We start from the raw sequence: 24,564 nt of genomic DNA, 5'->3' as shown, positions 1-24,564 counted from the left end.
GGGGGTTGCTACGAGGATGCTGTGTCAGACGCAGGGGATGCCGCACGCGTGAGCCGAGCACTCAGCGGACCGAGAACGATGAGCGCGAGCCAGACGAACTTCGCGTCGTTCCCTCCCCACACGTAGGCCACCGGTACCGACGCGAGAAAGACCACAGGCCCGACCATGGCGTCGAGTATCCACAGCATCCACTGCCTGCGTGAAAGATCAGCACCGTCTTCGCTCCGACGCGCCACGAAGACGATGGCGGACTGCGCCACCATGGCAGCCGCGATATTGACAGCGTAGAGCGACGTGGGCAGCGCATAGTTAGCCGTCGCGGGGTCGCTCATGCCCTGGGTCGAGAACGGAATGAAGATGATCAGCCCCGCCGCAATGATGTTGACGGTGATCACCCGGGAATCGATGCGCGACAGGCGGTCGATCGTTCCATGGTTCACACGCCAGAAAACTGCAATCACGACGAAGCTGATGAGAAATCCGGTCAGCTGGCTGCCGACCTCATGCGCGAGGAGCGTATCGATGCTCTGCCATGCCTCCGGTGGCGGCACATCAAGGTTGGCGATCAGGAGCGTCAGCGAGAACCCGTAGATCGCGTCGAAGAAACCCAGCGCGCGATCGTACCCGGATGAATCGCGTTCATAGACATCGTTGCCCATGTACCGAGGGTAGTGGGACGCGAGATTGGAGCACAGGGGCGAGCAGGCATGAGACGGTCTTCATCCGATAGCGTGAATCCGCAGCATCAGGGTTCGAGACGCCCTCACCGTGTGCCGCGCGGATGATGCGACAACGCTCAGCATGGAGGTTGACAGTGGAACGCTCCTCGGCGCCGCTTCGAGGCAAGACGGCGCTCGTCACGGGCGTCTCCCGTCGACGCGGCATCGGCTACGCGGTGGCCCGCAAGCTTGCGCCCCTTGGCGCGAACATCGTCATTCAGCATTACCAGCGCCACGACGAGAACCAGCCGTGGGGCAGCGACGACCTCGAGGCTGTTCGAGCGGGCCTCCGATCTTCGCTCATCGGCGCTGCGACCATGCACGATCACGACATCGACTTAACGGATGCTGAAGCGATCGCCCCGCTCATCGAGTCGGCCGCGCATCACACAGGCTCTCTCGACATTCTCGTCTGCAATCATGCCAAGAGCGGCGACGACGGCAGCATCCTCGACATGACGCCTGACCGCCTCGACGCGCACTGGCAGACGAACACCCGGTCCACGATCCTGCTCACCGCTGAGTTTGCCCGGCACAAGGCGGGTGGCACCGCGATCGAGGCCGCACGTCCCGGCGAGCGCATAACCGGCCGCGGGCCCGTCGACTCCCCGACGGGTCACGTGTTCTGGACGACATCGGGCCAGCTGCACGGTCCGATGCGCGGCGAAGTAGCGTATGCGGCGAGCAAAGCGTCGCTCGCCGGACTCACGCCGACCGTCGCGGCCGAGCTTCTCGAATGGGGAATCGTGCTGAACACAATCAATCCCGGGCCGGTCAACACGGGGTACCTGGACCCCGAGACGACGGACCGTCCTCTTGGCGAACTGCAGCGGTATCTAGACGAGACCCCGTTTGGGCGATTCGGGCGTCCGGACGATCCGGCCGAGCTCATCGGTTGGCTCAGCACGAGCAACGGGTCCTGGGTCATCGGTCAGGTACTCACGAGCGACGGTGGCTTCAGCCTGCAGTGATGTGAAGCACCCGTACGAGGATGCGGTCCCCGCAATCACAATTTCACCAGGCGTTTCTCGATTCGCGCTAAAATGACAATTACTCACGTAACCCGAAGAGGGGAAGCGACAAGCATCCTCTCGCTCAATACACTGTGAGCAATCTCACCCCCTACCCGAGAGACATACCCCATGCGCTCGCTCCACACTTCCGAACCCGAAACCTCTTGGCGCGACCGCTGGTCTGGTCAGGCCGACGGAACCGTCGTGCTTGACCTCGGCGATCAGCCAGCATCCGACTATTTCCCTCACCCGACGGATACGCTGCCTGACCCGCGATACCCGATGCGAATGGTGTTCGCCCACGGCAGCGGTCTCCTACAACTCGAGGCGGACCCGACGACCCCCGAGGAGGTCATGGGCGTCGAGCCCGCGGCGCTCGTGCATCAGGCTGAGTTGTGCGTTGCGGACGCGACGGCGGCAGGTCTCATCAGGCCGGGCTCGCGCGTTCTGCACTATCCGAGTCCGCACGGCGGTTCGTGGCGTCCGCAACTCGAGCCGTTCCACCTCACAGAGGTCACCGACGGCACCGCGGACCTCATTGTCGACGTGCACGGCATGATGCACGCTGCAGACCAGCAGGCGGCCTTTCGCGAGCGACTGGACGCGCTCGCCGACGATGGCGTCATGCTGTTCATGATTCACAACGCCTCAGCGATCGTTCGCGAGGGAATGTGGAATGCCCTGAAGAACGGTCATTTCGCGTACTACACCACCCCCTCTCTCGTGCGCATGGCACATGAGATCGGGCTCGTCGCCATCGGCGCGTGGTCGTATCCGCTTTACAACAACGGCACGACGATGCTCGCCTTCGCTCGACGCGGAAGCAGCCGTGGCGGCGAACAAGCACCGTCTGTCACGGAGCTCATTGCCGAAGAGACGGCGATCGGCGTCCTCGATCCCGAGCGACTCCAAACGTCACTTCACACGTCAATGGTGGACTCGGTCAGCGCCATCAGGGAGTACCTCGAGCAGGCAGCATCCCTCGGTCTAACCGTTGCCGGGTACGGCGCCGCCTCGCGAACCGCAGCGCTCCTGAGCTCGGCGAATGTCACATCGGACGATATCGTGATGATCGCCGACGCGTCGACCGCCAAGCACGGCCGGACGATGCCCGGCTCGCGAATCCCGATCGTGTCGCCCGAAGACCTCGTCGCCGCGCGACCGGATCGCGTTCTCTTGTTCGTCTCGGACCTGCTCCCTGAGGTGCGCAACTCCCTCCCCGGCATTGAGGCGAACGGGGGAACATGGGTGATCGTTGATCCGAGACCGACCGAGATTCGCGCCTGAGGCGCGGCTTACGCCATCCCGACAAGCCGTGTGTACTCCTGCCACGAGATCCCATTGCGGTCGCGCTCACTCACGATGGTGATGGGGGCAGGCCATGCGACGGCGAGATCGGGGTCGTTGTATGAGATCGTGATGTCCTCATCTGGGCCGTAGAAGTCGTCGATGCGATAGCAGAAGTCCGTCACCGACGTCAGCGCCTGATAGCCGTGAAGGAAGCCGCGCGGAATGTAGACCTGGCGATGCACTTGGTCGTCGAGAAGGAACGTGCGCACCTGACCGAACGTCGCCGAACCCGGGCGGGCGTCGATGGCGATGTCAAGTACGGCGCCGTGTGCGCACCTCACGAGTTTTGCTTCCCCGTTGTTCATGCGCCCGTGCAATCCGCGAACAACACCCTGATAGGAGCGTGACTGGTTCTCTTGCTTAAAGCCCGCAGGGTCGATCCCCGCCTCCGCTAGAACCGTCACGTCCATGGTGCGCGTGAAGTACCCGCGCTCGTCGCGATGGGCGGTGGGCTCGAAAACAATGAGTCCCTCGATATCAGTAGCAATGGTCTTCATGGTGTCCTTCTGTCTGTCGTGAATCGAAATATGGATGCTGTCGCTCAGCGCGACAGTGCCGGTGACGTGCGCGCTGAACGGCGGTCTGCCGCCGCGAGATAGTCGTCGATCTGGCGCTCGGTGGCGCTGCGGGGCGATGCGCCGGCGTCGACCGACTTCTCCCAGTCGATCGTGTACGCGAGCGCCTCGCGCACGCTCAGTGTGGGCGACCAGCCGAGGTCGTGCCGAGCTCGCGCCGAATCGACCATGAGCAGGCCGGCCTCGTGCGGGCCGTCATCGTCCACCGCCGACCACTGGGCGCCGTCGCCCCAGAGATGAGCCAGCTCGTCGGCGACCGAGCCGACCGTCAGCACTTCGTCTGTCGACGGCCCGAAGTTCCAGGCCGAGTCGTGGCGCGACGAATCCAGTTTCTCCGCGAGTCTGAGGTATCCGGTGAGCGGTTCGAGAACGTGCTGCCAGGGACGGGTCGCGCGTGGGCGCCTGAGCGATGCCGGCCGGCCGCTGCGGAACGCGCCGATCAACTCGGGAATGAGCGCGTCGGGGGTGGCATCGCCTCCCCCGACGACGTTGCCCGCCCGTGCTGTCGCGATCGCCAGTCCTTCGCGAGGGTAAGAGACGGCGAACGAGTGGGTTGCGAGTTCCGCCGCCGCTTTGCTCGCGCTGTACGGGTCGTCGCCTCCCAGCATGTCCTGTTCGCGATAGCCCCAATGCCACTCGTTGTTGCGGTAGACCTTGTCCGTCGTCACAACGACTACGCGGCGCACGGACTCTGTGCTGCGCGCAGCCTCAAGCACAGCGAGCGTTCCATCGACGTTGACAGAGAACGTCTCACGAGGCGTTGCATATGACTCACGCACGACTGACTGCGCGGCCAAGTGCAGAACGGTCTCGGCACCGGAGCGCCGCATGCTCGCGGTGAGCTGCTCGACGTTGCGGATGTCGCCGCGCTCGTCGGCCTCCAGAGCAGATGAGACGTGCGCGCGCTGGTACAGGAAGTCATCCGGAGTCTGTCGAGCGTACCCGTGCACCCGTGCGCCGAGCCGGTCGAGCAGCAGGCAGAGCCATGCGCCCTTGAACCCAGTATGCCCGGTGACAAAAACTGAGGCTTCCTCAAAGTACGACGTCATGGTGCAACGGTACGACATCACCAGGGCGCCGAACCACACTCGTACCCGCAATTGGGGGCACGGCGAATCGGACCGCCGTTGCTCCGCACCCTCATGCACGTCGGCGCTCGTGCTCACGACTCCCCCACTTCGAGGGCATAACAGCTGTTTGTGGTCAGAATCTATTGTGAGGGTCACTCAGTTTTGCTAACGTCGCCCCGAGCCCGAGCAAACCACGGACGCGCGCTGTTCACACCAGCACCCATAATCACCGGATAGGAGGCAGCCCGTGATTCGGAACCGTTCGGTGAACGCAGGCCCTCCAGCCCATCCACGTGCCGCGACCGCGCGCTCAGCAGCATCCCGCGCTCGCCCCTCGAAACCCGGCGCGCTCTCATCGACTTCTGCGGAACGACGGACCCGTATTGCATTATTCGGCGACTTCGGCATCGGGAACATGGGTAACGACGCGTCTGGGGCAGCGATGATCGAACTCGTGCGCGCGGTCGCGCCAGATTGTGAGATCACAGCGATATCGCCCGCCCCCGATCGCGCGACCGTGTCGCTAGGGATTCCCGCACTCCCCATCCGTTCCTCTCATCAGAGCGCAGCCCGGCACTTCTTCTCGAAGGTGCGCAACAAGCTTCTCGACCTGGCGAATCTCGTCAGCATCGTCTCGCATTTTGATACGGTCATCGTTCCCGGAACCGGACTGCTCGAACGCGTCGCCGGGCGACTTCCCGGCGGCGACCAGACATGGCTGCTACTACTCTCGATCGCGTGCCAAATGAAGCGAGTGCCGCTCGCGTGGTTTGCTCTCGGAGGCAGCGATGCACTGCCAGCGATGCAGCGCCTGACCGCCGTTGCCGCGAGTCGATTTCCGCACTATCGGTCTTATCGCGATCAGGCGACAGCGTCGTCGATCGGAGCTCGCGCACGCACGGATCGCGTCGTTCCCGACGTTGTCTTCAGCTCCTCATTCGACGTGCTCTCGTCACCAGACAGTACCGGTGTCGTCGGGCTTTCCGTCATCAATTATGAGCCAGAGGATCCCCAGGCCCGGGAGCGCTATCTCGAGGTGCTTGCCGACGTCGCTCAAGAAATATCGGCCAGTGGGCGACGGGTGAGGTTCTTGCTGGGCGACCGTGCGGATGCCGGCCCGACGGAATGGGTGTGCGGTCATGCGATGTCGAGCTCGTCAGGCGACCTGGATCCAGCACTCCCGTTCGGCGCGTTCGCCGACATGGTGGCCGCCGTCGCCGAGTGTGACGTGGTCATCGCGAGCCGCTATCACGTGATCGTCGCATCGGCACTCGCCGCGACTCCCATTGTTGCCCTAGCGCACGCGCATAAAGACGTAGCGCTCATGGAGCAGCTGGGGCTCACCGAGACAGTCCTGCATGCAGAAACCATCACGAGCCAAAAGGTCCTCGAACTCGTGGAGCGATGCTCCGCATCCAGATCCGAGATCAGACATCGACTGGTCGAGCGCACGAATGCTTTTCGCGCCACTGCCCTCCGCGAGTTCTCTCAATCTGGAATCACCTCGATACAAGGAAGGGTTTCGACATGACTGCCGCCGTGCCACCCGTCACGATCGCGATGCCCGTGTACAACGGGGCTGACTACATTGCCCGATCGCTTGCCGCTCTGCAAAGCCAGACCTTCGCCGACTTCGAGCTGCTCATCCGCGACAACGCGTCGACAGACGACACCGAGGGCATCGTTCAGGAGTTCGCGTCGTCCGACAGCAGAATCCGCTACACGCGCAACGAGCAGAACATCGGAGGCGCACGCAATTCCAACGCGCTCCTCGCCGACGCCTCCGCGCCGCTCATCATGTGGGCGTACCACGACGACGAACCGCATCCACTTCTGATCAAAGACTCCGTCGACCGACTCTCAGATGCCGGGCAATCAGCGGTCGTCGCCTACCCGCGCGTCAATCTCATCGATGAGAACAGCGCCGTCGTGGGTCAGCATGAGGACGGCGATCTCGACCTCGGTCAGCCGTCCGCGCACGAGCGGATACGCGTCTTGTTCCAGCGCAAGGTCGCGCAGATTCAGTTCGGCCTCATGCGCACGCACGTGGTTCGAGAGTCGGGCGGCATCTCCGTGTCAACGGGTGGAGAGTTCATCATGCCAACCTCCATGGCGCTGCGCGGTCGCTGCCTGCTTTCGTCCCCTGACGCAAAGCGCCTCTCGATTCGGCAGCACGTCGACCGCAGCGGCGGGCACCGCAACTCCGAAGCCGAGTGGATCGACCCGAGCCGCCCGAACGTTCCGTTCCCGTACTCGCGCAGCATCACTCTCATGATGAAGGCTGTTGCACGCGCCCCCTTGAGCATGGCTGAGCGGCGTCGCTGCTTCAACGCTGTGCTTCGATATTGGGCCGCCCCACAGCTTCGCTCAGTCGCCGGTGACGTCGCGCGCCTCCCGTGGGACGCGGGCTGGATCACGCGGCGCTGACAGCGTCGGCACCACCGAACACACGGCACCTCACGCGTGAGCGACCACCGCGGTAATGCACCGCACTAAATGTGAGGATTCCTCACCCTCGCATTGGGGTCATGCATCCTCCACGCTCCAACCGTAGTCTCGAATTGCTATATCTGAGCTTTCCTCACTTTTAGGACGCGCTCGATTCGATCACTTCGAGAGGACTCGCCGTGGCGGACATCGCCCTTGCTCATGACTATGTGACGCAACGAGGAGGCGCCGAGCGTGTTGCTCTCACACTCACGCACGCCTTCCCCCGTCTCGCCCTGCATACCACGCTGTACAACCCGAGCAGCACATTCCCGGAGTTCGGTGCCATCGACGTCAAACCCATGCCGATCAACCGCTGGAGGCTGCTCCGCCAGCATCACCGTCTTGCACTTCCTTTTCTGAAGGATGCTGTCTCGCAGTGTCGCCTCGACGCCGACGTGCTCGTCGCGAGCTCGAGCGGGTGGGCTCACGGCATCCAGACGACGGGCCGCAAGATCGTCTACTGCCACGCCCCCGCACGCTGGCTCTACCAGACGACTCGCTACTCCGGCTCGAACGGCGGCCACAGCCTTCGCTCCCGCGCCATCGAAGCCGTGGCGGGCGCCATCGGCCCCGAGCTGCGCACGTGGGACCAGAAGGCGGCCCAGACCGCCGACCGCTACGTCGTGAATTCGACGATCATCAAGCGAGCCGTCGCTGAAGTGTACGGGATCGACGCCGAGGTGCTTCCCCCGCCTCCGGCCATGTCCGCCCTCTCCGCGACGCCGGAACCTGTCGCCCGCGTACAGCAGCCATTCGTCCTCTGCGTCGCTCGGCTGCTGCCGTACAAGAACGTCGACACCGTCATTGAGGCCGTCTCGCAACTGCCCGATCTGGGCCTGGTCATCGTCGGCGACGGACCGGAACGCAAGCGACTCGACGCACTGGCCGAGCGGGTCGGAAACACGCACATCCTCGGACGCGTCAGCGATGGCGAGCTGCGTTGGCTGTATGAAAACTGCTCGGGACTCGTCGCCGCCTCGTACGAGGATTTCGGGCTCACCCCGCTCGAAGCCGCCGGTTTCGGTCGACCCACCGCTGCGCTGCGCGATGGAGGCTACCTCGACACCGTCGTCGAGAACATCACGGGCGTGTTCTTCGACCAACCAGATGCCACCTCTGTCGCTGCCGCCGTCGAGCAGATGGTCCAGCGCTCCTGGTCGACGCGCACCATCGTCGACCACTCGGAGGAGTTCTCGGAAAGCCGCTTCATCAGCCGACTTCACACGATCGTCGATGAGGAGCTTGCTCGCTGCTGACCGGCGGCGCGATCTGCAGCGTCACCTGCGTCGCGCCGCCGGTTGGAGCATCAGCTTCGCTCTCGCGTTCGCCTTGGTCTTCGTCGCCGCCGTGCTCACCCCCGCCGGGCAGTACACCGACGCGTTCAGTCTCGGCGTGTTCGATTGGCTTCCGCCATCCGCCGATCTGGCGTTCGCTCGAGCACGTTCCCTCACTCCCTACGCACTTGGCGTCGCGGCGGCTATCCTCGGCATCGTCGGTGCGTGCCGGGGCCTCGCGACAGATGCCGCGGTCGGCGCCTCGGCGATCGTGGGAGCGTACGCGGCGAGCAGCATCCTCAAGCATCTCGTTCTTGAGCGCCCGTACTTCGGCGACTTCGGCTACTCGGTCAACACGTACCCGAGCGGGCACGTCGTGGTAAGCGCTCTTGCCGGCATCATGGTCGTTCGGATGCTGCGGGGCAGGAACATCCGCCTCGTCGCAGTGTGCTGCGTCGTCGCCGCCGTGACCCTCGTCGGCATCGCCTCCGTCACGACGCTTGCGCATCGCCCCAGCGACGTTCTGGGCGGAATCGCTCTTGCGGGAATCGTCGCGCCGTGGGCAGCCCGCATGCGCGTTGCGTCGCTGAGGCAGCTTCGCACCCTCGCGCACGGACCGGCAGGGGCCATCGCCGCTGTCACACTTGGACTCATCGCTCTGGCACCTCTGGCCGGCGCCGTCGCCGGAACGATCGCCTCGTTCGCCACGGCAACGCTCGCCGGCACCTGGCTGGTCGTCTGGGTGGCGACGGCGAATCCCGTCACGCCACGTCTTCGTCCTCAAGGTAGGCAGAGGCCTGAAGCGTGAACAGCTCAGCGTAGACGCCCCGGCGTCGCATGAGCTCGTCGTGCGTGCCGTGCTCGGCCACCCGCCCGTCTTTCAGCACGTAGATCCGGTCGGCGTTGCGCACCGTCGAGAACCGGTGCGAGATCACCAGGGCAGAGCGTCCGCGCAGCGTCTCGCGCAACGACGAGTACAGCTCATACTCGGCTCGAGGATCAAGCGCGGACGAGGGCTCGTCCAGCACGACGAGAGGTGCATCGCGGTAGAACGCGCGGGCGATTGCGACGCGCTGCCATTGACCTCCCGACAGATCGCGGCCACCTTCGAACAGGCGCGTCAATGGCGTCTCGAAGCCCTGCGGCAGATCATCGAGAAACTCACGGGCACCGGATGCTGTCGCAGCGGCTCTGACCCGCTCCTCGCTCAGAGGGGCATCCGGATTGCCGAATGAGATGTTCGCTGAGGCGCTCATCGCATAGCGCACGAAATCCTGAAAGATCACTGCTGTGCTCGCCCTGAGCGTGCCCTCCGGAAGCAATGCGACGTCTCGCCCATCCCAGAGGATGCTGCCGCGGTCGACCGGATACAGGCCGGCGACGATCTTGGCGAGGGTTGTCTTGCCCGAACCGTTCTCTCCGACAAGGGCGACGACCTCGCCCTTTCCGATCCGAACATCCACTCTGTCGACGGCCGGCACGTCCCGACCGGGGTAGGTGAACGTCGCGTCTGACAGTTCGAGCGATGCGAACGTGCGCGGTTTCGCGATCGCCTCGCCTTCGGAATCATCGTCCGTCAGCGAGATGAACTCTCGCAGGTCGTCAATGAAGAGCCCGGATTCGAAGATCGTCTGAATCCCGCCGGTCAGCGACTGCACCTGGGCCGACAGCATCCGCACCGCGACGAGCGCTGCCCCGGCGGCCGCGATGCCGATCTGCCCGAGAGTGATCAGCCACACGAGAACCAGCAGTGTCGCCCCGAGCACGACGGCGGCGGTGAACTGCCCGATCACGCTGTAGACGGCACGACGGCGCAAGTGCGCGCCGAGATCGGCAAGATAGCGCCGGTACAGCGCGTCGAACCGGGCCCGAAGCGAGCGCGCAAGACCGAATGCCCGGATTTCTTTCGCCTCGTCACGCCCTGTGAGCAGGATCGATGTATAGGTCCGCTGCCGAATCGGCTGCGTCTGATCGACGTTGAATCGAAATTCCAGTCGACTCTCACGCCTGCTCGTCAGCAGAACAGGAAGACCGCTGATCAGAAGCAACGGCAGAAGAACGGGATGGAATGCCGCGAGGGTGATGGCGAGGCCCAGTCCTGCTGCAACAGCGCCGATCACCGCGATCACACCGTTCGTGACGAGAAACGGGCGTGTCAGCGCGCTCGTGCGCACGCGCTCGAGCCTGTCGAAGAACTCGGGGGACTCGAACTTCTTCAAACCAACGCCCGTGGAGACGTCGAGCAGACGATGCCACATCGCTCGCGCGACGGACTCGCCGACGAAACGGCTGAGCGATCCTTGCACTGAGCCGAAAACGGCGCCGAGGGCGGTGAGGACCGCCAGAGCGACGACAGCTGCCACCAGGGTACTGACCGACGCCGACGGCTCCCCGAGGCCGAGGATGCCGGCGAGCACCCACTGCACAGCGAACACCTGGCCGGCAATCACCGCCGCACCGGCCAGCTGCAGCACCACGAGCCAGACGAACGAGCTGCGCGATGCCGTCCACACCAACGACAGACTGAACGACACCAGCCGGTAGAGCCGGCGGGGGCTTTTCGATGTCGGGGGCACCTGTGCGTTGGCCACATGGCGAGCATAGCCACGCGTTCCGCTCAGTCCGAGGCCCCTGACCGCATCGCTCACCCCCAATTCGAGGGTTCTTCACGTTTTGACCATAGTTTTTATTGTGAGCGTTACTCACGTTTGCTACGGTTTGGCCATCTCTCCTGATTCCCAGGCGAGATGAATCACATGTAGAGCGGAGAGAAATCATGGCATATGAATCACCGAAAGTCACGGAGATCGGTCGGTTCTCGAGCGTCACACTCGGGGATCCGTGGGCTCTCGATTTCGACGACAACACCTATTGGTGGGGTGGCTCATCCCCCAAGGGATCACGCTGAGTGAATCGGGGACGCGGCGGACGGCGGAGCGGCCGTCCGCCGCGACGTACACCATGAACGACTTCGTGCGGTTGAGACCAGAGGAGCAGGCATTCGCTTTCCCTAGCGGAGAGCCGTTTGCTCGCACCGCAGAGCACAAGCAGCGATCAGCGACGCCACGCGTAGCACTTGAGCAGATCGTCAAAACGGCGTTCACGGGCATACCGGTCTACGTTCTCTTCTCGGGCGGGCGCGACTCGTCGGCGATTCTCGCGCTCGCGACGGCCATCGCACGATCCCTCGACGCCGATGACCCGATCCCTGTCACCGTGAAACACCCTGACGCTCCCCGGTCTGACGAATCTGACTGGCAAGACTTGGTGCTCGAGCACCTGAGCATTCGCGAACGCATCGTACTCGAATTTCGTGGTGAGCAGTCGCTTCTCAGTGAGGCCGCCCAAGCGGGGCTCACCGCGCACGGGCTGCTCTGGCCGTCGGCTCTTCAGCTCCACGGTGCCATCTATACGAAGCTCGTCCCCGGTGTGCTGCTGACAGGTGAAGGGGGCGACCTGGTCATCGAGGGGCGGCGCATCACACCGCTCAGCGAGGCCGTCAGGAACATCTGGGTGCGCACCTCGCTGCGTGAGGCCTATGCCCTCGTCGCGCATCGCGGCAACGATTCAGATCTCACGTCTGCGCTCGTCGCACGCTCTCCCTGGCTGACCCGGGAGGGTCAACGTCGGCTCACAGAGGTCATCCATTCGGCAAAGGAACCTCTCGCGTGGAATCGCTCACTTCGCGCGCTGGTCGATTCTCGCCCAGCGTCAATGGCGCGGGCGAACTTTGCAGCGGTTGCGCGAGCCCACGGGCACAGTCCGCTCTCTCCGTTCGACGATGAGCGGTTCTTCCGGGCCTTGGAGAGGACCGGCGGGTACTGGGGGTTCGGAGGGCGAACGCAGATGATGCGCGCTCTCTTTCACGATCTTCTTCCCGACGCCATCCTCAGCCGCACGACGAAGGCGGCGTTCAACGAGACGCGGTGGCTTGAGCCTGAACGGGAGTTCGCGCGGTCGTGGAACGGCGACGGCGTCGACCACGACCTGATCGACCCCGAACGTTTGCGGAGCGAGTGGCTTGGCGAAAGTCCGTCGACACACAGCACCATCAGTCTTCACGCAGCCTGGCTGGCGCAGAACAATCTCCCGGTCGTGCCCCATGCCGCTTAGACACCGCGTGCGCACCGTTCTCGCATACCCTCCCCACCGCTGGGTCGATCTGGCCATCGCGACCGTGCGTGCGGCGCGCGTCGAGTCGGCGCTTCGCCGCGGCGGCGTCGAACGGGCGGCGCGCATCGGGCACGTTCGCGTGGTCATGGACGGCGATGCCGCCCCGACAGCATCCCTCGATGACGCCGGGCTGACGCCCCGCGATCGCGAGAAGCTTGACACAGCCTGGCGATTGCTGAGGCAGAGCCCTTTCAACGGCACGTGCCTTCGGCGCGCAATCGTCGGCGGCTCGTTTCTGCGCTCACGAGATCCCATTCTCCGCATCGGTGTGTCAAAGACCGATGGAGTTGTCGCCGCTCACGCGTGGCTCGAGGTCAACGGCGTCGCTCTCGATCCCGACGGCTCCGATCGATACGCCGTCCTGACGGTTCCGACGAAGGGAGCATGATGAGCCTGACCATGTTGTACGGCCTTGGGATCGACACCGATTTCGATCTTCACGACGCCGGATACTCGGGCATGGGCGAAGCCGACATTCGCGTGCGAACCGGGCCCTACTCCCAGGCGAGCTCACCGCAGCCCGCGGGAGAGCATCTTCTCAACTTCGAGACGAACGAACCGTGGTACACCCTCGTCAGGACAGCGTCTGGCGACCTGCATTTTCGCGTGCACGGGGTCTGCGACTACCTGATCTCGCCGGACTTCCGCGACGTCGAGCTCCGCATGCTCGCCGGGGTTGACCAGGGCATGGACGGCGTCATGACGACAGGAACCCTCATGTCGCTTCTTCTCTATCTCAAAGGATCGCCGGTCTTTCACGGCAGCGCCGTCGATGTCGACGGTGCTGGGATCGCGTTCGTCGGGCACTCCGGCCAGGGAAAGACGACGATGGCGACGCTGCTCTGCAGCGAAGGAGCATCGGTCATCACCGACGATGTGCTGGTGATCGACGACGCGGCTACCCTGCCGACGATCCGCCGCGGCTCCCGGGAGCTTCGCCTCCGCTCCGGAATCGAAGAGCTCGCGTCACGCGCGGCGATGGGCAGCTCGCGCGTCAGCGCAGATGAGCGCCAGGTCATCGCCCCGCGCCCTGCGGAGGCAGAACGCGTTCCCCTGCGGGCGATCGTGATTCCCCGGCCCACGCGTGATGACTCGCCGCTGCGCTTCGAGAGATTGTCCGAGAAAGACGCGCTCCTCGCACTGCTCGCCTTCCCTCGGCTGATGGGGTGGCGAGACCCGAACGTGCTATCGCTCGTCTTTCAGAACGCGTCCGCACTCGTCACTCGCGTTCCCGTGCTGGTCGGGCATGTTCCCTGGGGACCGCCGTTTCCCGAGGGAATCACGAGTGCGCTGCTCGCCGAGGTGAACTCGTGAGCACATTGCGTCGCCCGCTTGCCACTCTCCTCGTCGAGAGTGCCGCGGGCGACCGCTCCGGAGAGCACCTGCCCGCCAACCTTGACGCCCGGCAGCTCCTAAAGGCCGGTCGCATGCACCGGGTCCTTCCCGCTCTCCGGCGACGGCTGCACGGGTGCCCAGAGGCCAGCGAATGGATGCCGATTCTCGACGCCCAACGGCATCAGCAGCTGCTGCGTCATATGCAGGCCGGTCACGACCTGGGCCGTGTCGCTCGCGCCTTCGCCACCGCCGGCGTTCGGTGGGCGGTGTCCAAGGGACCCGTCCTTAGCGATACGGTGTGGCCTCACCCCGACATGCGTGAGTACACGGACGTCGACGTGTTCGTGCACCCCGCGGACTTCGCCCCCGCACTCGCGTCGCTCGAGGCATCCGGATTCTGCCTCGTCGATCGAAACTGGCCGGAGATGCGCCGGCTCTCGCGCGCCGAGATGGCCATGAGCGGGCCGTCCGGCTTTCCCCTTGACCTGCACTGGGACATCGCTGTCACTCCGAGGGCCCGGTCTACCTTCCGCATCGATCTTCCCGAGATGCTGGAGCGCACCGAGCTGATCACACTCGGAACCGGGGTCACCGTGCCCGTATTCGACCCGGGTGACCTGCTGCTCCACGTCGCTTTTCACGCCGCTCAGAACGGCGCGAACCGTCTGGTCTGGATCGCCGACGTGCTGCACGCGGCGCTGAACCCCGCTGTCGATTGGCAGCGATTCGCCGCGGATGCGCTGCGCACACGGGTGGCCACCCCCGTCTCGATGGTCCTCGAACGTGTTGAGCGAACATTCGACGTCGTGCTCCCCACGCCTCCGAAACTGCGGGCGGTGGCCGCGTCGCTGTCCGGTCGCGCCGCGCGGCTGCGCGATGCGTCACGCCCGTTCCCCGGGCTGCCCGACGACCCGGGACTCTCGGGTCTGGAGTTCTCAAGCGCACGCGATAGCGCGCTCGGGTCACTTGGGTCGGCCCTCTGGCAGTGGGCGGACGTTCGTCGTATCGAAGCGCAGGTTCGCCGAAGCGGCACAGCGGCAAATCCGCTCGACGAGGACATTCCGGATGCTGCCGCGCGCCGCGCCTATCTGAATGCCGTCCGGGAGGCCGCGCCCGTCACGGCGAGTTGATCTGCCGCGTTCGGGATCGAGTCACGACAACGCAAACGTCAGTTTGCGGGTTGTGAACGCCTCTGCATAACGTGTGGCAGCTTCGGCACCACGAAGACGCAGAATGCTGAAGAAGAACTCGTCGTCCCACCAGACACGCGAATGCTGGCTCGGATACGCCTCGTTGAGGCGGCCGACTTTGTCGACGGCAACGTCATCGGCAAGTGGGAGGTAGACGTTCGGTCGGCCCTGATCGCCGTCCCATTTCGGGATCTCATAGTGCAGAAGGAGAGGTCCTCGCCACACCGTGGATGCGAGAGATCCGACGAGTGCGTGATCCTGGTGAGCGTCGTCGACGCGAGGCGCGAAGACGATATCCGGTGATGGCGAGCTGTCGCGGAAGTCGTGCATGGCGTCTTTCACGGCGCCCCAGTGCTCAGGAAGCCGAGCGTCGAGAAGTCCGGGAAGCACGGGCTCGCGAGAAGCGCCGAAGAGCCTCGCACCGTGGCGGGCCTCGGCACGTCGCTCTTCGGTGCCCGTCATCACGAGCATGCGCACGTCGACGGCGCCGCGTCGCTCAAGGCTCAGCAGCGCCCCGCCGCATCCGATCTCTATGTCGTCGGGGTGGGCACCGATGGCGAGCACCGTCAGCGGACCTGACGGCAGATGCACGTGCGCGCTCACAGTGCTCGGCTACGAGACCAGCTGCATGCTGGGCACCGATTGCTTCCAGATTTCCCAGGGAGCCTCGCCGCTTGCATGCAGTTCTTCGAGATATGCCCGTTCCTTGAGAGTGTCCATGCACGCCCAGAATCCCGTGTACCGGTTTGCCGTGAAGCGGCCGTCGGCGGCGGCCCGAATGCACGCATTCATGACGAGGTCGTCCCCAGGCTGCAGATAGTCGAAGATCCCTTGCCTCAACACGAAGAACCCGCCGTTGATCCACATATCCATGTCGGCGACGGCTTCAAGACCCGTCATGCGCCCGTCGGAACCGAAACCGAGCACGTGGAAGGAATCCTGTGGCGGAACGGCGAGGAGGCTGCCGACGCTCGACTCGGGAAGTGAGCGGATAAGACTGTTCATGTCGACGTCCGAGAGTCCGTCTCCGTAATTCGCCAGGAACATCTCGTCCGATCCCAGGTACGGGCGCACGCGCCGCAACCGCTCTCCGATTGCGGTTGACTGTCCCGTATCGACGAACGTGATCGTCCAGTCCGAGATGTCCGTGTCGAACATCTCGATGGTCTTGCCTCCCTCAGAGAGACGGAAATCATTGGAGCCGGTTTCGCGGTACGACAAGAAGAAGTCCTTGATCGCGCTGGCACCGTAGCCGAGGCAGAGAATGAAGTCGGTGTGCCCGTGAGAGGCGTACCAGCGCATGATGTGCCAGAGCATCGGCCGGTCGCCGATCATGGTCATCGGCTTGGGCAGAGAATGGTTGTCGGCGCGGATGCGCATTCCCATCCCGCCGCAGAACAGCACGACCTTCATGCCTGAACCTCCAGTCTTCGGGGAGCCGCGAATTCGCGGATCGCCGGCGCGACAGCCCGGCCGGCGAGGTACCCATACGTCGTTCCCGACTCGATTGCGCGTGCATATACGGCTGAGGCACGCCGGAATGCTTCCACCGTGACGTCGATGTCGTCGTCGGTGTGAGCCGCAGAGATCACAAGCGATTGGCAGAGCACCCCGTGTCGCAGCAGCTCCTGCAACAGCAGTGCGCGATATTCCTGGGACGGTGCGCCAGCGGCATCCCGTGTGCCGAAAACGAGTGCTGACGGTCGCCCGAACACACTGAGATACTCGCTGATTCCCGCAGACTCGATCACATCGAGCAGGGCGATCTGAAGCTTCTGCCCCGCCGCCTCCATCTCGGTCACGACGTCGCGCTCGGCATACGTGTCTGCGACGGCGAGGTAGGCTGCGAGTCCGGTCGTTTCGGCACCATGCGTGTTCGACAGCAAGAAGACCCGCGACTCGTCGGTGTTCAGCCCGCCGCGCTCCATGAGATCGCGCTTGCCCGCGAGGGCCGACACGCTGAACCCATTGCCGAGCGCCTTACCCCAGGTCGACAGGTCGGGCGTGACGCCGTAAACGGCTTGCGCACCGGCAGAAGACCATCTCATGCCGCAGATCATCTCGTCGAAGATCAGCACAGAGCCGTCGCGGTTCGCCAGCTCACGGACGCCCTCGAGGAATCCCGGCTGAGGCTCACGCGTGCCGGTAGCCGGCTCCATCACGATTGCGGCGATTTGACCCGGATGCTGCGCGAGGACAGTCCTCAGCGATTCCAGGTCGTTGAAGTCGAAGTGCACGGTGAGGTCGCGCACGGCACGAGGGATCCCGCTGGCCATCGACGTCGTCGCCATGAACCAGTCGTCGACGGAGAAGAAGGGCTGCGTCCGGCATACCGCGATCAGGTCCCGCCCTGTCGCGGCCCGGGCGAGCTTCACCGCTGCCGTTGTGACGTCAGAGCCGTTCTTCGCGAACTTGACCATGTCCGCTGTCGGCACCATCTCGAGAAACCGTTCGGCAGCTCGCACTTCCCATACCGACGGGCGCGTGAAGTTGACCCCACTGCTTGCAGCTTCGCAGACGCGCCGCACGACGGGCTCGTACCCGTGTCCGAGCGTCACGGCTTTGAGCCCGGCACCATACTCGACGAACCAGTTGCTGTCGACGTCAAGGACGCGCGCTCCGTCGCCGCGGACGATGATAGGCGCCATGCCCTCGGGGTACTGGTCAGAGCCGCGCGCATTGGTGTGGGCACCGCCGGGAACCATCTCGTGCAGGAACGTCTGGGCACGGTTCGACAGGGTGAAATCGCGCTCACTCTCTGACATTCCGACTCCTTCGCTCGTGGTTTCACCGACTAGGCGAAACACTACCCGCGAGACAGAACGTGAGCTACCCTCACTTAGGGGGACAGGTGCATCTGCGGCGCACTCGCGCCTCAACCAGGTCAGACCTCGAGCAGAAGATTCTTCTCGCGCAGTTGCTGCACGAAGTCGTATGCGTCGCGCTGTGCCGTCTCTGCGTCGATGCCAAACTCCGCGGTGAGCGTACCGGTGAGATCGGCCATGGTGCGGTCTTCGCGCAAGCGTTTTGCCAGCACTGCGCCGGCTACGTTCGTTGTGAGATACACCGAGGATTCCAGATCGAGAATGACGAGTTCTCCATCGATTTCCTGCCAGGTGACTCCCTCAGTTCGCAGTTTCACGTCTTCTCCTCATTCGTTGGGATGGTCTCTGACGACGCACCGCGCCCCAGGCGCCGGATACGGCGTCCGCTGTGCCGGCGATGGTGAATCGATCTCGCACGACGGCGCGCGCCGCGCATGACCGTGTGCGGGCTGCTGCCGGGTCGTCGAGCACAGCCGAGATCGCAGCGGCGAGCGCGACGGAATCGCCGGGGCGAACGAGCACACCGGTGTCGGTGCTTCGCCATCCGCACTGCGGCGTCTGCGTCGCAGGCTCGCTGGCATCCAGAATCTCGACCATGCCGCCGGACTGGGCGGCAACAACCGGCACTCCTGCGGCGAGCGCCTCGACGACCACCTGGCCGAACGGCTCTGGCACGGGCGACGCGTGCACGAGCACAGTGAGTCGCGCGATCTGCGCCGACACGTCGCTCACCCAGCCTGTGAACTCCACCCGGTCTCCCAGGCCCCATCGTTCGGCTGCGTCGCGCACGCTCGCGTCATAGTCCGATTCGCCGAAGAGTGCCGCGCCGATCACCCGAAAGCGAACGTCCGGATGGGTCCGGGCGAGCTCTCCGGCGGCCTCCACGAACACTCGCTGACCTTTCGTCGGGCTGATTCGTCCGACGATGCCGACGACTCGCGGAGAATCGGGCGTCGCGTCGACGAATGCCTCGTCAGTGAGACCGGGATACGCGAGGACAACCCGGCTCCGTGCGCCTCGAGGGATCGTCGCGAGCGTCGCTTGCGAATTGACGACGATCGTGCGCGGTCCGAACAAGGCGATGGCGCGCATCAGAGTAACGAGCACGCGCGGAAGGTAGTCCGGGGCAAGACGATCGTGCAGGTGCCATACCCACGCTCGCCCGGAGATCGGCGCGGCGACCATGGCAAAGACGGCGGCCTTGAGCGTATTCGCGACGATGAGGTCTGCGTTGCCCTGGAGAATGGCGGTGCGGAGTTTGACAGCGAAGCCTGCCGCGGCTGCGAGCTGCGACAGCATCCGTCCCCCTCGTGCGATGTCGGCACGGGATGCTGAGACCAGGCCGGGGTCAAGCGGGCGCACGTCCGCAGGCACACCGGCGGCGGCGAGTGTCTTCTCGAGCGGACCCGTGGCGAAGAGCAGCACGCGCACGTCTTCGCCTCGTTCGCGAAGCACGCGAGCGAGCCTGACGAGCGCGAGTTCGGCGCCGCCTTCCTGCGCCGTGTGGCTCAGCACAAGTGTGCGCCTCTGGCTCATGTGCCCTCCTTGTGGGCTCACATTAGCAATCGGCTTCGCACTATGGTTGTCCCCGTTCGGGGCGCACGCCTCGCGTCACGGAAGGCACCGTCAATGAGAATCGCACTCGCGACGAGCTCCTACTCACCTCACGTGGGAGGCGTCGAAGAGCACGTGCGCAATGTCGCGACTGCCCTGCGTCGGCGAGGTCACGAGGTCGCTGTATGGACGGTCGACCGCGATGGTGGGTTCTCCATTCGGCAGCTCGACGGCGTCCCCGTCTGGGACTTGCCCGCTCCGTTGCCTGCCCGGAACGTTCGCGATGTTGCGCGGTTTGCCGCAGCGGCACCTCGTGCGTGGAGCCACTGGAACCGAGCGTTCCGCGCGCTACGGCCCGACATCATTCACGTGCACTGCTTCGGCCCGAACGGTACGTTTGCGACCGCCCTCTCCGCCGCCCATCGCACTCCGCTGATCGTGAGCTCTCACGGCGAGACCATCGCCGATGATGCAGGAGTGTTCGACCACTCACGGCTGGCGCGCACGAGCCTGCAATCGGCCATTCGCCGGTCGGTGGTCGTCACGGGATGCTCACGGGTCGTGCTGGCCGATCTTGAAGAGCGGTTCGGCCTCGCACCGAACGACGGCACGGTCGTCGCCAATGGCATCGCCCTTGAGGAGCCGGCTGAGACGCCATCGCTCGGAATCTCGGGGCCGTACATCGCGGCTGTCGGCCGCCTCCAGCACGTGAAGGGCTTCGATCTGCTCGTACGTGCGTTCGCCCGGGCGAACCTGGGCGCTGGCGTGAGCCTCGTGATCGGCGGGGACGGACCAGAAGCCGGGCAGCTGCGAGAGATGGCAATCCAGAACGAGGTCGCCGATCGCGTGATCCTGCCCGGCAGGCTCTCACGGGAGCACGTTGCCGGTCTCATGCGCGACGCCGCGGTCGTCGCCGTACCAAGCCGGTTCGAGGCATTCGGAATCGCTGCGCTTGAAGCATGGCGTGCCGGGGCGCCACTTGTCGTGACTGATCGGGGCGGACCACCCGAGTTCGTCACCCACGGTGTCGACGGGATGCTGTGCGATCCGACGGACATCGATGCGTTTGCCGCCACACTTCGCGCTGTACTCACGAACGCTTCAGAGGCGACGGCCCTCGCCCAGAACGGCAGCCGCCGCGTCAGATCGTTCACGTGGGATCACACGGCGAGCGCATACGACGCCCTGTACGCGCACATCTGACTATTCAGCGGCGCGTGAGCAGAGCGATCACGGGACGCGCGATGGGCACGAGAAGTCGAGGCGCGCCGTCAAGAATGACGCGTGCGTCGTGCGCATCGATTCCCGTGCGGCAGAGTCGCAGCAGGGCGAACACGGCGGCCAGGCCGACGAGCCCGCACACGAATGCCTCGGTGATTGCCGGCAGCGGAGCCAGCGCTGCCACGCCCCACGAGATCCACGCTGCACCAATCCCACAGACGACAGGCACCATCATGCGCAGCACCGCGCCATTGCGAATATCGAGAGCGCGAGCCTCACCCGCCAGCAGAACGATCAGACGCGTGAGCACACCGGCAATGTTCGCAAGCACCGCGCCCCAGACACCCAGTGGCGGAATCAGCAGGAACGCAGCAGCGACATTGACGACAAGGGCTCCGACGTTGACGACAAGGAGATGACGGGCGGACTGCCGCGCCAGAGTGAACGCCATGACCGGAGTCGATGCAACAGCAATGCTGCTGGCGCAGCCGAGCACGAGAACGGGCAGAGCTGCACTGGCAAAGTCAGCTCCGTACAGCACGGGAACGAGCACAGCGATGGCGGGGATCCCGCCCGCGGTGAGCAGACTGCTCACCGTTGACGATGCGCGAAGTGTCCGGGCGAACGCGCGCCCCATGGTCGCGCGATCAGTCGTTTCCGACAGGCTCGACAGCGCCGGAATGAGCGGTCCTGTGAACGCTCGAGCTGGCGCGAAGACATTGCCCGCCACACCGAACGCGAGGGCATAGATTCCGACCGCAGCCGGCGTGCTCAATGCCTCGAGGAGCACCACTTCGGTGCGCGAGATGACCAGCTGAGCGATCAGCAGCGAGATTCCCGTCGGTATCGCGAAGGCCCAGAAGCCCGGTGGGAAGCGTCGCGGGAGCTTCGGTCGAAGCACCGCGCGACGATAGCTCGCACGCAGGGGAATCAGAGCGAGGGCAGTGGCGAGACCCGCAGCCGCGATGCGCGTCGCCCAGACAGCATCCGCTTGCCTCATCATCAGTACCGCAATGACGACGGCAACCTGAATCGCGAGATTGCTCAGCATGGCGATCTTCGCGTCGGCCGCCGTCTTGTTCTCGATGGCGAGGCCCGAGGATGCTTCACCGAAGTAGCCAGGCAGAAGGACCCCGAACACAATGGCTGTCACCATGAGCGGCGTCGGAACATCGACGACGAGAAGCATCGCGATGACGAGCAGCGGCGCGAAGATCACCAACCGGAAACCCTGCGAGATCGCCAGGAGATGCTCTACCTCTCCGTACCTCGCGGTCGCATGCCGTCGGGCGCCGAATTGCACGAGCGCAGTTCCCAGTCCGGCGGTGAGCACCGCCGTCACAATCTCCATCACCGTGGTGAGGTACGCAAGGCGTCCGAAATCGACGACGCCGAGAACGCGCGCAACGACGAGCGTCCCGATGAATGCCACCGGAATAGAGATCACTGTGTGAATGAGAGTCCAGCTCACGCCCTGAACGGCACGACGTTGGATGCCGCCGCGATCGAGTGATGTGCTGTCGTCCACCGATTCTCCTGTCCGCCGAGACTTCAGCATACAATTGAGGATTACTCACGTCACCGGACGCGGAGCCCCACATTAAGGGCACAGAGGGGCACACGAGAGCACTCGAGATAGCCCCGAATTGGGGCATGTGAGGATATCTCATGTTAGCCGTAGCATGAGCCTATGCCCGCTCCCTTCACCCGTGAATACCTTGCAGGTCCCGCGCCACGCGAAGCCCTGCTCGGTGACCGCCTTCTGGCGCGGCGGCGGGCGGGCACCACGGACCTCACCGAGAGCGGGGATGAGCGATGAAAGTGCTCAGAGTCGCCCATCACGGCGTCGTCGCGGCATGGCGCGAGCGTGAGCGTCAGCTGCGAGAGTTGGGTGCCGACGTGACCATGCTCTCTGCGCGACGGTGGAACGAAGGCGGACGTCGCGTCGAACTCGATGCGTCGAGCGACACGTTCGTGACGGGCGTGCGGACGGTCGGCAGGCACCCCAACGCGTTTCTGTACGACCCGGTGCCGCTCTGGCGCGCGCTTGGTGAGCGCCCTGACGTCATCGACCTGCATGAGGAACCCTTCTCGCTGGCCACGGCCGAGGTCCTGCTCCTTCGCGCTCTCCGGCGACGGCGAACGCCTTTCGTCTTCTACTCGGCGCAGAACATCGAGAAGCGCTACCCGATCCCCTTCCGGTGGTTCGAGGCCTACGCGCTCAAGCACGCCATTGGCGCCTATGTCTGCAACAGCGATGCGGGCGCGATTCTGAGCCGCAAAGGCATGCGCGGCCTCTGTCGTGTCATTCCTCTTGGCGTCGACATCACGCGATTCGCCCCTCGCGATCGCCGCACGCCGTCGTCCCGCCCCGTGATCGGGTACGTGGGAAGGCTCGAGCCGCACAAGGGATGTGAGGTGCTGTTACGCGCGGTATCTGCGAACCCGTCGTGGGACGTACGCATCACCGGTGAAGGCAGCGCGTACTCCGACCTTGTCGCCCTGACCCGCGAACTGGGCATCGCCGACCGCGTGTCATTCCTCGGGTTCGCGGAGGACGCGGAACTCGCGTCCCGCTACCAGGACCTGGACGTGCTTGCCGTTCCGTCCTTAGACACACCCGGCTGGCTCGAACAGTTCTGCCGATCGGCCGTCGAAGCGATGGCGTCGGGTGTGCCGGTCGTCGCCAGCCGGAGCGGTGCACTACCCGACGTCGTCGGGGACGCGGGGATACTCACGACCCCAGGCGATTCTTCTGCGCTGAGTGACGGCATTTCACGCGCGCTGAACCTCACGACGTGGACCGACCTTCGTGCTCGTGGACGTGAACGAGCACGAACGTTCACGTGGCCTCGGATCGCAGAACAGCACAATGAGCTCTATCGGGACACCGTCGGCGAGAACAGCCTCGGCAGAGACCTCACCCCTCACGTGGTCATCGTCGCGTACGGCTCTCCCGACATGCTGAGCAACGCGCTTCGGAGTCTCGAAGCCGAGTTTCCCGTCACGATCGTCGACAACTCGTCGTCGGCCGAAACACGTCGAGTCGCAGACGAGCACGATGCGATATACATCGACCCCGGTCGGAACCTCGGATTCGGCGCGGGAGTCAATGTCGCCCTGCGCTGGCTCGCCGACAACGGCATGAGCGACCGAGACGTTCTTCTCCTCAACCCAGACGCCCAGATCAGCGCCGGATCAGTGCGGACAATGCACGCTCTCATGCATGCTCGCCCTCGCGTCGCAGCCGTCGGTGCAACTCAAGTCGACCCGACGAGCGGACAGCAGACGCGCGTGTGGTGGCCGTTCCCTCACCCGGTTCGCGCCTGGATCGAAGCGCTCGGTCTCGGTGTCCTCAATCGCGCACACGGGTTCGCCATCGGATCGGTACTCCTACTGCGGGCAGAAGCCGTCGCGGACGTCGGCCGCTTCGACGAACGTTTCTTTCTGTATGCCGAAGAAGTGGACTGGCAGAAGCGCGCGGTCGATCACGGCTGGTCAATCGACGTTGCGGCCGTCAAAGCAATGCACCTCGGAGGAGCCACAAGCGAGAGCGGCGCACGTCGAGAGCGGTACTTTCACGCGAGCGGAGAGCTGTATCTGCGCAAGCATTTCGGTACCGCTGGCTGGCAGCTCTACAGAAGCGCGATAGTCGTGGGCGCCGTTGCGCGTTCAGCGGTGCTCCGCTCGAGCCGGCGGCAGTCGGCTCTGGCGCGTCTCCGACTGTATCTGCGAGGCCCGGCACAGGGGGTTTCCGCGTCATGAACTCGGCGAC

General features: G+C 64.7%; 23 protein-coding genes. 13 read left to right on the top strand and 10 right to left on the bottom strand.

The genetic code is table 11. The annotated features are described in order from the left end of the window. Positions 1–8: 8 nt before the first annotated feature. On the bottom strand, positions 9–659 hold the full coding sequence (locus ATJ78_RS06865; RefSeq protein ID WP_098406917.1) for a TMEM175 family protein: 651 nt from the start codon (positions 657–659) through the stop codon (positions 9–11). Between the two features lie 155 nt (positions 660–814). Between ATJ78_RS06865 and ATJ78_RS06860 the strand changes: the two genes are divergently transcribed. Then, positions 815–1,690 (top strand): SDR family oxidoreductase, encoded by an 876-nt coding sequence (locus ATJ78_RS06860; protein WP_342744784.1) that lies wholly within the window; start codon positions 815–817, stop codon positions 1,688–1,690. A gap of 171 nt (positions 1,691–1,861) precedes the next feature. Continuing rightward, on the top strand, positions 1,862–3,019 hold the full coding sequence (locus ATJ78_RS06855) for a class I SAM-dependent methyltransferase (protein WP_098406916.1): 1,158 nt from the start codon (positions 1,862–1,864) through the stop codon (positions 3,017–3,019). Between the two features lie 8 nt (positions 3,020–3,027). Here ATJ78_RS06855 and rfbC read toward each other — a convergent pair whose 3' ends face one another. After that, positions 3,028–3,579, bottom strand: coding sequence for a dTDP-4-dehydrorhamnose 3,5-epimerase (rfbC, locus tag ATJ78_RS06850; protein ID WP_098406915.1), 552 nt, complete (start codon positions 3,577–3,579; stop codon positions 3,028–3,030). Between the two features lie 44 nt (positions 3,580–3,623). Then, a complete protein-coding gene (gene rfbG / locus ATJ78_RS06845; protein ID WP_098409256.1) occupies positions 3,624–4,706 on the bottom strand; it encodes a CDP-glucose 4,6-dehydratase in 1,083 nt (360 codons plus the stop codon). 436 nt (positions 4,707–5,142) lie between these two features. On the opposite strand from rfbG, the gene ATJ78_RS06840 reads away from it, so the two are divergent. From ATJ78_RS06840 to ATJ78_RS06825, 4 genes are all read left to right on the top strand, one after another. Continuing rightward, a complete protein-coding gene (locus tag ATJ78_RS06840) occupies positions 5,143–6,258 on the top strand; it encodes a polysaccharide pyruvyl transferase family protein (protein ID WP_098406914.1) in 1,116 nt (371 codons plus the stop codon). After that, positions 6,255–7,154, top strand: a complete 900-nt coding sequence (locus tag ATJ78_RS06835; RefSeq protein ID WP_169923413.1) for a glycosyltransferase family 2 protein — start codon at positions 6,255–6,257, stop codon at positions 7,152–7,154. Before ATJ78_RS06840 ends, ATJ78_RS06835 begins: the two co-directional genes overlap by 4 nt. Positions 7,155–7,354: 200 nt before the next feature. After that, the gene (locus ATJ78_RS06830; protein WP_098406912.1) at positions 7,355–8,473 is read left to right on the top strand and encodes a glycosyltransferase; all 1,119 of its coding nucleotides are present in this window, start codon (positions 7,355–7,357) and stop codon (positions 8,471–8,473) included. Beyond that, the gene (locus ATJ78_RS06825) at positions 8,451–9,299 is read left to right on the top strand and encodes a phosphatase PAP2 family protein (protein WP_098406911.1); all 849 of its coding nucleotides are present in this window, start codon (positions 8,451–8,453) and stop codon (positions 9,297–9,299) included. The genes ATJ78_RS06830 and ATJ78_RS06825 overlap by 23 nt, the downstream gene beginning before the upstream one ends. On the opposite strand, the gene ATJ78_RS06820 is transcribed toward ATJ78_RS06825, so the two are convergent. Further along, positions 9,253–11,082 (bottom strand): ABC transporter ATP-binding protein, encoded by a 1,830-nt coding sequence (locus ATJ78_RS06820; RefSeq protein WP_245836236.1) that lies wholly within the window; start codon positions 11,080–11,082, stop codon positions 9,253–9,255. The genes ATJ78_RS06825 and ATJ78_RS06820 overlap by 47 nt on opposite strands. Positions 11,083–11,267: 185 nt before the next feature. Here ATJ78_RS06820 and ATJ78_RS15770 point away from each other — a divergent pair, with 185 nt between their 5' ends. Genes ATJ78_RS15770 through ATJ78_RS06800 form a run of 5 tightly spaced genes read left to right on the top strand, consistent with a single transcriptional unit; the run spans position 11,268 to position 15,129 of the window. Next, complete coding sequence (locus ATJ78_RS15770) at positions 11,268–11,399, top strand: lasso RiPP family leader peptide-containing protein (protein WP_143741387.1); 132 nt, start codon at positions 11,268–11,270, stop codon at positions 11,397–11,399. Between the two features lie 53 nt (positions 11,400–11,452). After that, positions 11,453–12,604, top strand: a complete 1,152-nt coding sequence (locus tag ATJ78_RS06815; RefSeq protein ID WP_098406910.1) for an asparagine synthase-related protein — start codon at positions 11,453–11,455, stop codon at positions 12,602–12,604. A gap of 7 nt (positions 12,605–12,611) precedes the next feature. Beyond that, positions 12,612–13,052 (top strand): lasso peptide biosynthesis B2 protein, encoded by a 441-nt coding sequence (locus ATJ78_RS06810; RefSeq protein ID WP_169923412.1) that lies wholly within the window; start codon positions 12,612–12,614, stop codon positions 13,050–13,052. Next, positions 13,049–13,978 (top strand): hypothetical protein, encoded by a 930-nt coding sequence (locus ATJ78_RS06805; RefSeq protein ID WP_098406908.1) that lies wholly within the window; start codon positions 13,049–13,051, stop codon positions 13,976–13,978. Before ATJ78_RS06810 ends, ATJ78_RS06805 begins: the two co-directional genes overlap by 4 nt. Beyond that, complete coding sequence (locus tag ATJ78_RS06800; RefSeq protein ID WP_098406907.1) at positions 13,975–15,129, top strand: nucleotidyltransferase family protein; 1,155 nt, start codon at positions 13,975–13,977, stop codon at positions 15,127–15,129. Before ATJ78_RS06805 ends, ATJ78_RS06800 begins: the two co-directional genes overlap by 4 nt. A gap of 21 nt (positions 15,130–15,150) precedes the next feature. Here ATJ78_RS06800 and ATJ78_RS06795 read toward each other — a convergent pair whose 3' ends face one another. From ATJ78_RS06795 to ATJ78_RS06775, 5 genes are all read right to left on the bottom strand, one after another. Continuing rightward, entirely contained in the window at positions 15,151–15,792 is a 642-nt protein-coding gene (locus ATJ78_RS06795; RefSeq protein ID WP_245836235.1) for a PIG-L deacetylase family protein, read from the bottom strand. Between the two features lie 9 nt (positions 15,793–15,801). Then, the gene (locus ATJ78_RS06790; RefSeq protein WP_098406906.1) at positions 15,802–16,602 is read right to left on the bottom strand and encodes a glycosyltransferase family protein; all 801 of its coding nucleotides are present in this window, start codon (positions 16,600–16,602) and stop codon (positions 15,802–15,804) included. Beyond that, complete coding sequence (locus ATJ78_RS06785; protein WP_098406905.1) at positions 16,599–17,954, bottom strand: glutamate-1-semialdehyde 2,1-aminomutase; 1,356 nt, start codon at positions 17,952–17,954, stop codon at positions 16,599–16,601. The genes ATJ78_RS06790 and ATJ78_RS06785 overlap by 4 nt, the downstream gene beginning before the upstream one ends. 119 nt (positions 17,955–18,073) lie before the next feature. Beyond that, positions 18,074–18,331, bottom strand: a complete 258-nt coding sequence (locus ATJ78_RS06780; RefSeq protein ID WP_098406904.1) for a PqqD family protein — start codon at positions 18,329–18,331, stop codon at positions 18,074–18,076. Beyond that, positions 18,315–19,550: a glycosyltransferase gene (locus tag ATJ78_RS06775; protein ID WP_098406903.1), complete on the bottom strand. Its 1,236-nt coding sequence runs from the start codon at positions 19,548–19,550 to the stop codon at positions 18,315–18,317. The genes ATJ78_RS06780 and ATJ78_RS06775 overlap by 17 nt, the downstream gene beginning before the upstream one ends. A gap of 93 nt (positions 19,551–19,643) precedes the next feature. Here ATJ78_RS06775 and ATJ78_RS06770 point away from each other — a divergent pair, with 93 nt between their 5' ends. Further along, positions 19,644–20,771: a glycosyltransferase family 4 protein gene (locus ATJ78_RS06770; RefSeq protein WP_169923411.1), complete on the top strand. Its 1,128-nt coding sequence runs from the start codon at positions 19,644–19,646 to the stop codon at positions 20,769–20,771. Between the two features lie 4 nt (positions 20,772–20,775). Here ATJ78_RS06770 and ATJ78_RS06765 read toward each other — a convergent pair whose 3' ends face one another. Beyond that, positions 20,776–22,317 carry a lipopolysaccharide biosynthesis protein gene (locus tag ATJ78_RS06765; protein ID WP_169923410.1) on the bottom strand — a complete coding sequence of 514 codons (1,542 nt, stop codon included), beginning with the start codon at positions 22,315–22,317 and terminating at the stop codon, positions 20,776–20,778. A 287-nt stretch (positions 22,318–22,604) separates the two neighbouring features. Between ATJ78_RS06765 and ATJ78_RS06760 the strand changes: the two genes are divergently transcribed. Then, entirely contained in the window at positions 22,605–24,554 is a 1,950-nt protein-coding gene (locus ATJ78_RS06760; RefSeq protein WP_098406900.1) for a glycosyltransferase, read from the top strand. Positions 24,555–24,564 lie beyond the last annotated feature (10 nt).

Source organism: Paramicrobacterium agarici, assembly GCF_002563955.1.
Taxonomy (GTDB): Bacteria; Actinomycetota; Actinomycetes; order Actinomycetales; family Microbacteriaceae; genus Paramicrobacterium; species Paramicrobacterium agarici.
This window is presented reverse-complemented; position numbering and strand designations above follow the sequence as displayed.

Excerpts from the sequence above, each read along its gene's own strand:
- ATJ78_RS06840 (WP_098406914.1), top strand. The coding sequence starts at position 5,143 with ATGGGTAACGACGCGTCTGGGGCAGCGATGATCGAACTCGTGCGCGCG.
- ATJ78_RS06865 (WP_098406917.1), bottom strand. The coding sequence starts at position 659 with ATGGGCAACGATGTCTATGAACGCGATTCATCCGGGTACGATCGCGCG.
- ATJ78_RS15770 (WP_143741387.1), top strand. The coding sequence starts at position 11,268 with ATGGCATATGAATCACCGAAAGTCACGGAGATCGGTCGGTTCTCGAGC.
- ATJ78_RS06760 (WP_098406900.1), top strand. The coding sequence starts at position 22,605 with ATGAAAGTGCTCAGAGTCGCCCATCACGGCGTCGTCGCGGCATGGCGC.
- ATJ78_RS06825 (WP_098406911.1), top strand. The coding sequence starts at position 8,451 with ATGAGGAGCTTGCTCGCTGCTGACCGGCGGCGCGATCTGCAGCGTCAC.
- ATJ78_RS06805 (WP_098406908.1), top strand. The coding sequence starts at position 13,049 with ATGATGAGCCTGACCATGTTGTACGGCCTTGGGATCGACACCGATTTC.
- ATJ78_RS06835 (WP_169923413.1), top strand. The coding sequence starts at position 6,255 with ATGACTGCCGCCGTGCCACCCGTCACGATCGCGATGCCCGTGTACAAC.
- ATJ78_RS06770 (WP_169923411.1), top strand. The coding sequence starts at position 19,644 with ATGAGAATCGCACTCGCGACGAGCTCCTACTCACCTCACGTGGGAGGC.
- ATJ78_RS06855 (WP_098406916.1), top strand. The coding sequence starts at position 1,862 with ATGCGCTCGCTCCACACTTCCGAACCCGAAACCTCTTGGCGCGACCGC.
- ATJ78_RS06790 (WP_098406906.1), bottom strand. The coding sequence starts at position 16,602 with ATGAAGGTCGTGCTGTTCTGCGGCGGGATGGGAATGCGCATCCGCGCC.
- ATJ78_RS06775 (WP_098406903.1), bottom strand. The coding sequence starts at position 19,550 with ATGAGCCAGAGGCGCACACTTGTGCTGAGCCACACGGCGCAGGAAGGC.
- ATJ78_RS06815 (WP_098406910.1), top strand. The coding sequence starts at position 11,453 with ATGAACGACTTCGTGCGGTTGAGACCAGAGGAGCAGGCATTCGCTTTC.
- ATJ78_RS06785 (WP_098406905.1), bottom strand. The coding sequence starts at position 17,954 with ATGTCAGAGAGTGAGCGCGATTTCACCCTGTCGAACCGTGCCCAGACG.
- rfbC (WP_098406915.1), bottom strand. The coding sequence starts at position 3,579 with ATGAAGACCATTGCTACTGATATCGAGGGACTCATTGTTTTCGAGCCC.
- rfbG (WP_098409256.1), bottom strand. The coding sequence starts at position 4,706 with ATGACGTCGTACTTTGAGGAAGCCTCAGTTTTTGTCACCGGGCATACT.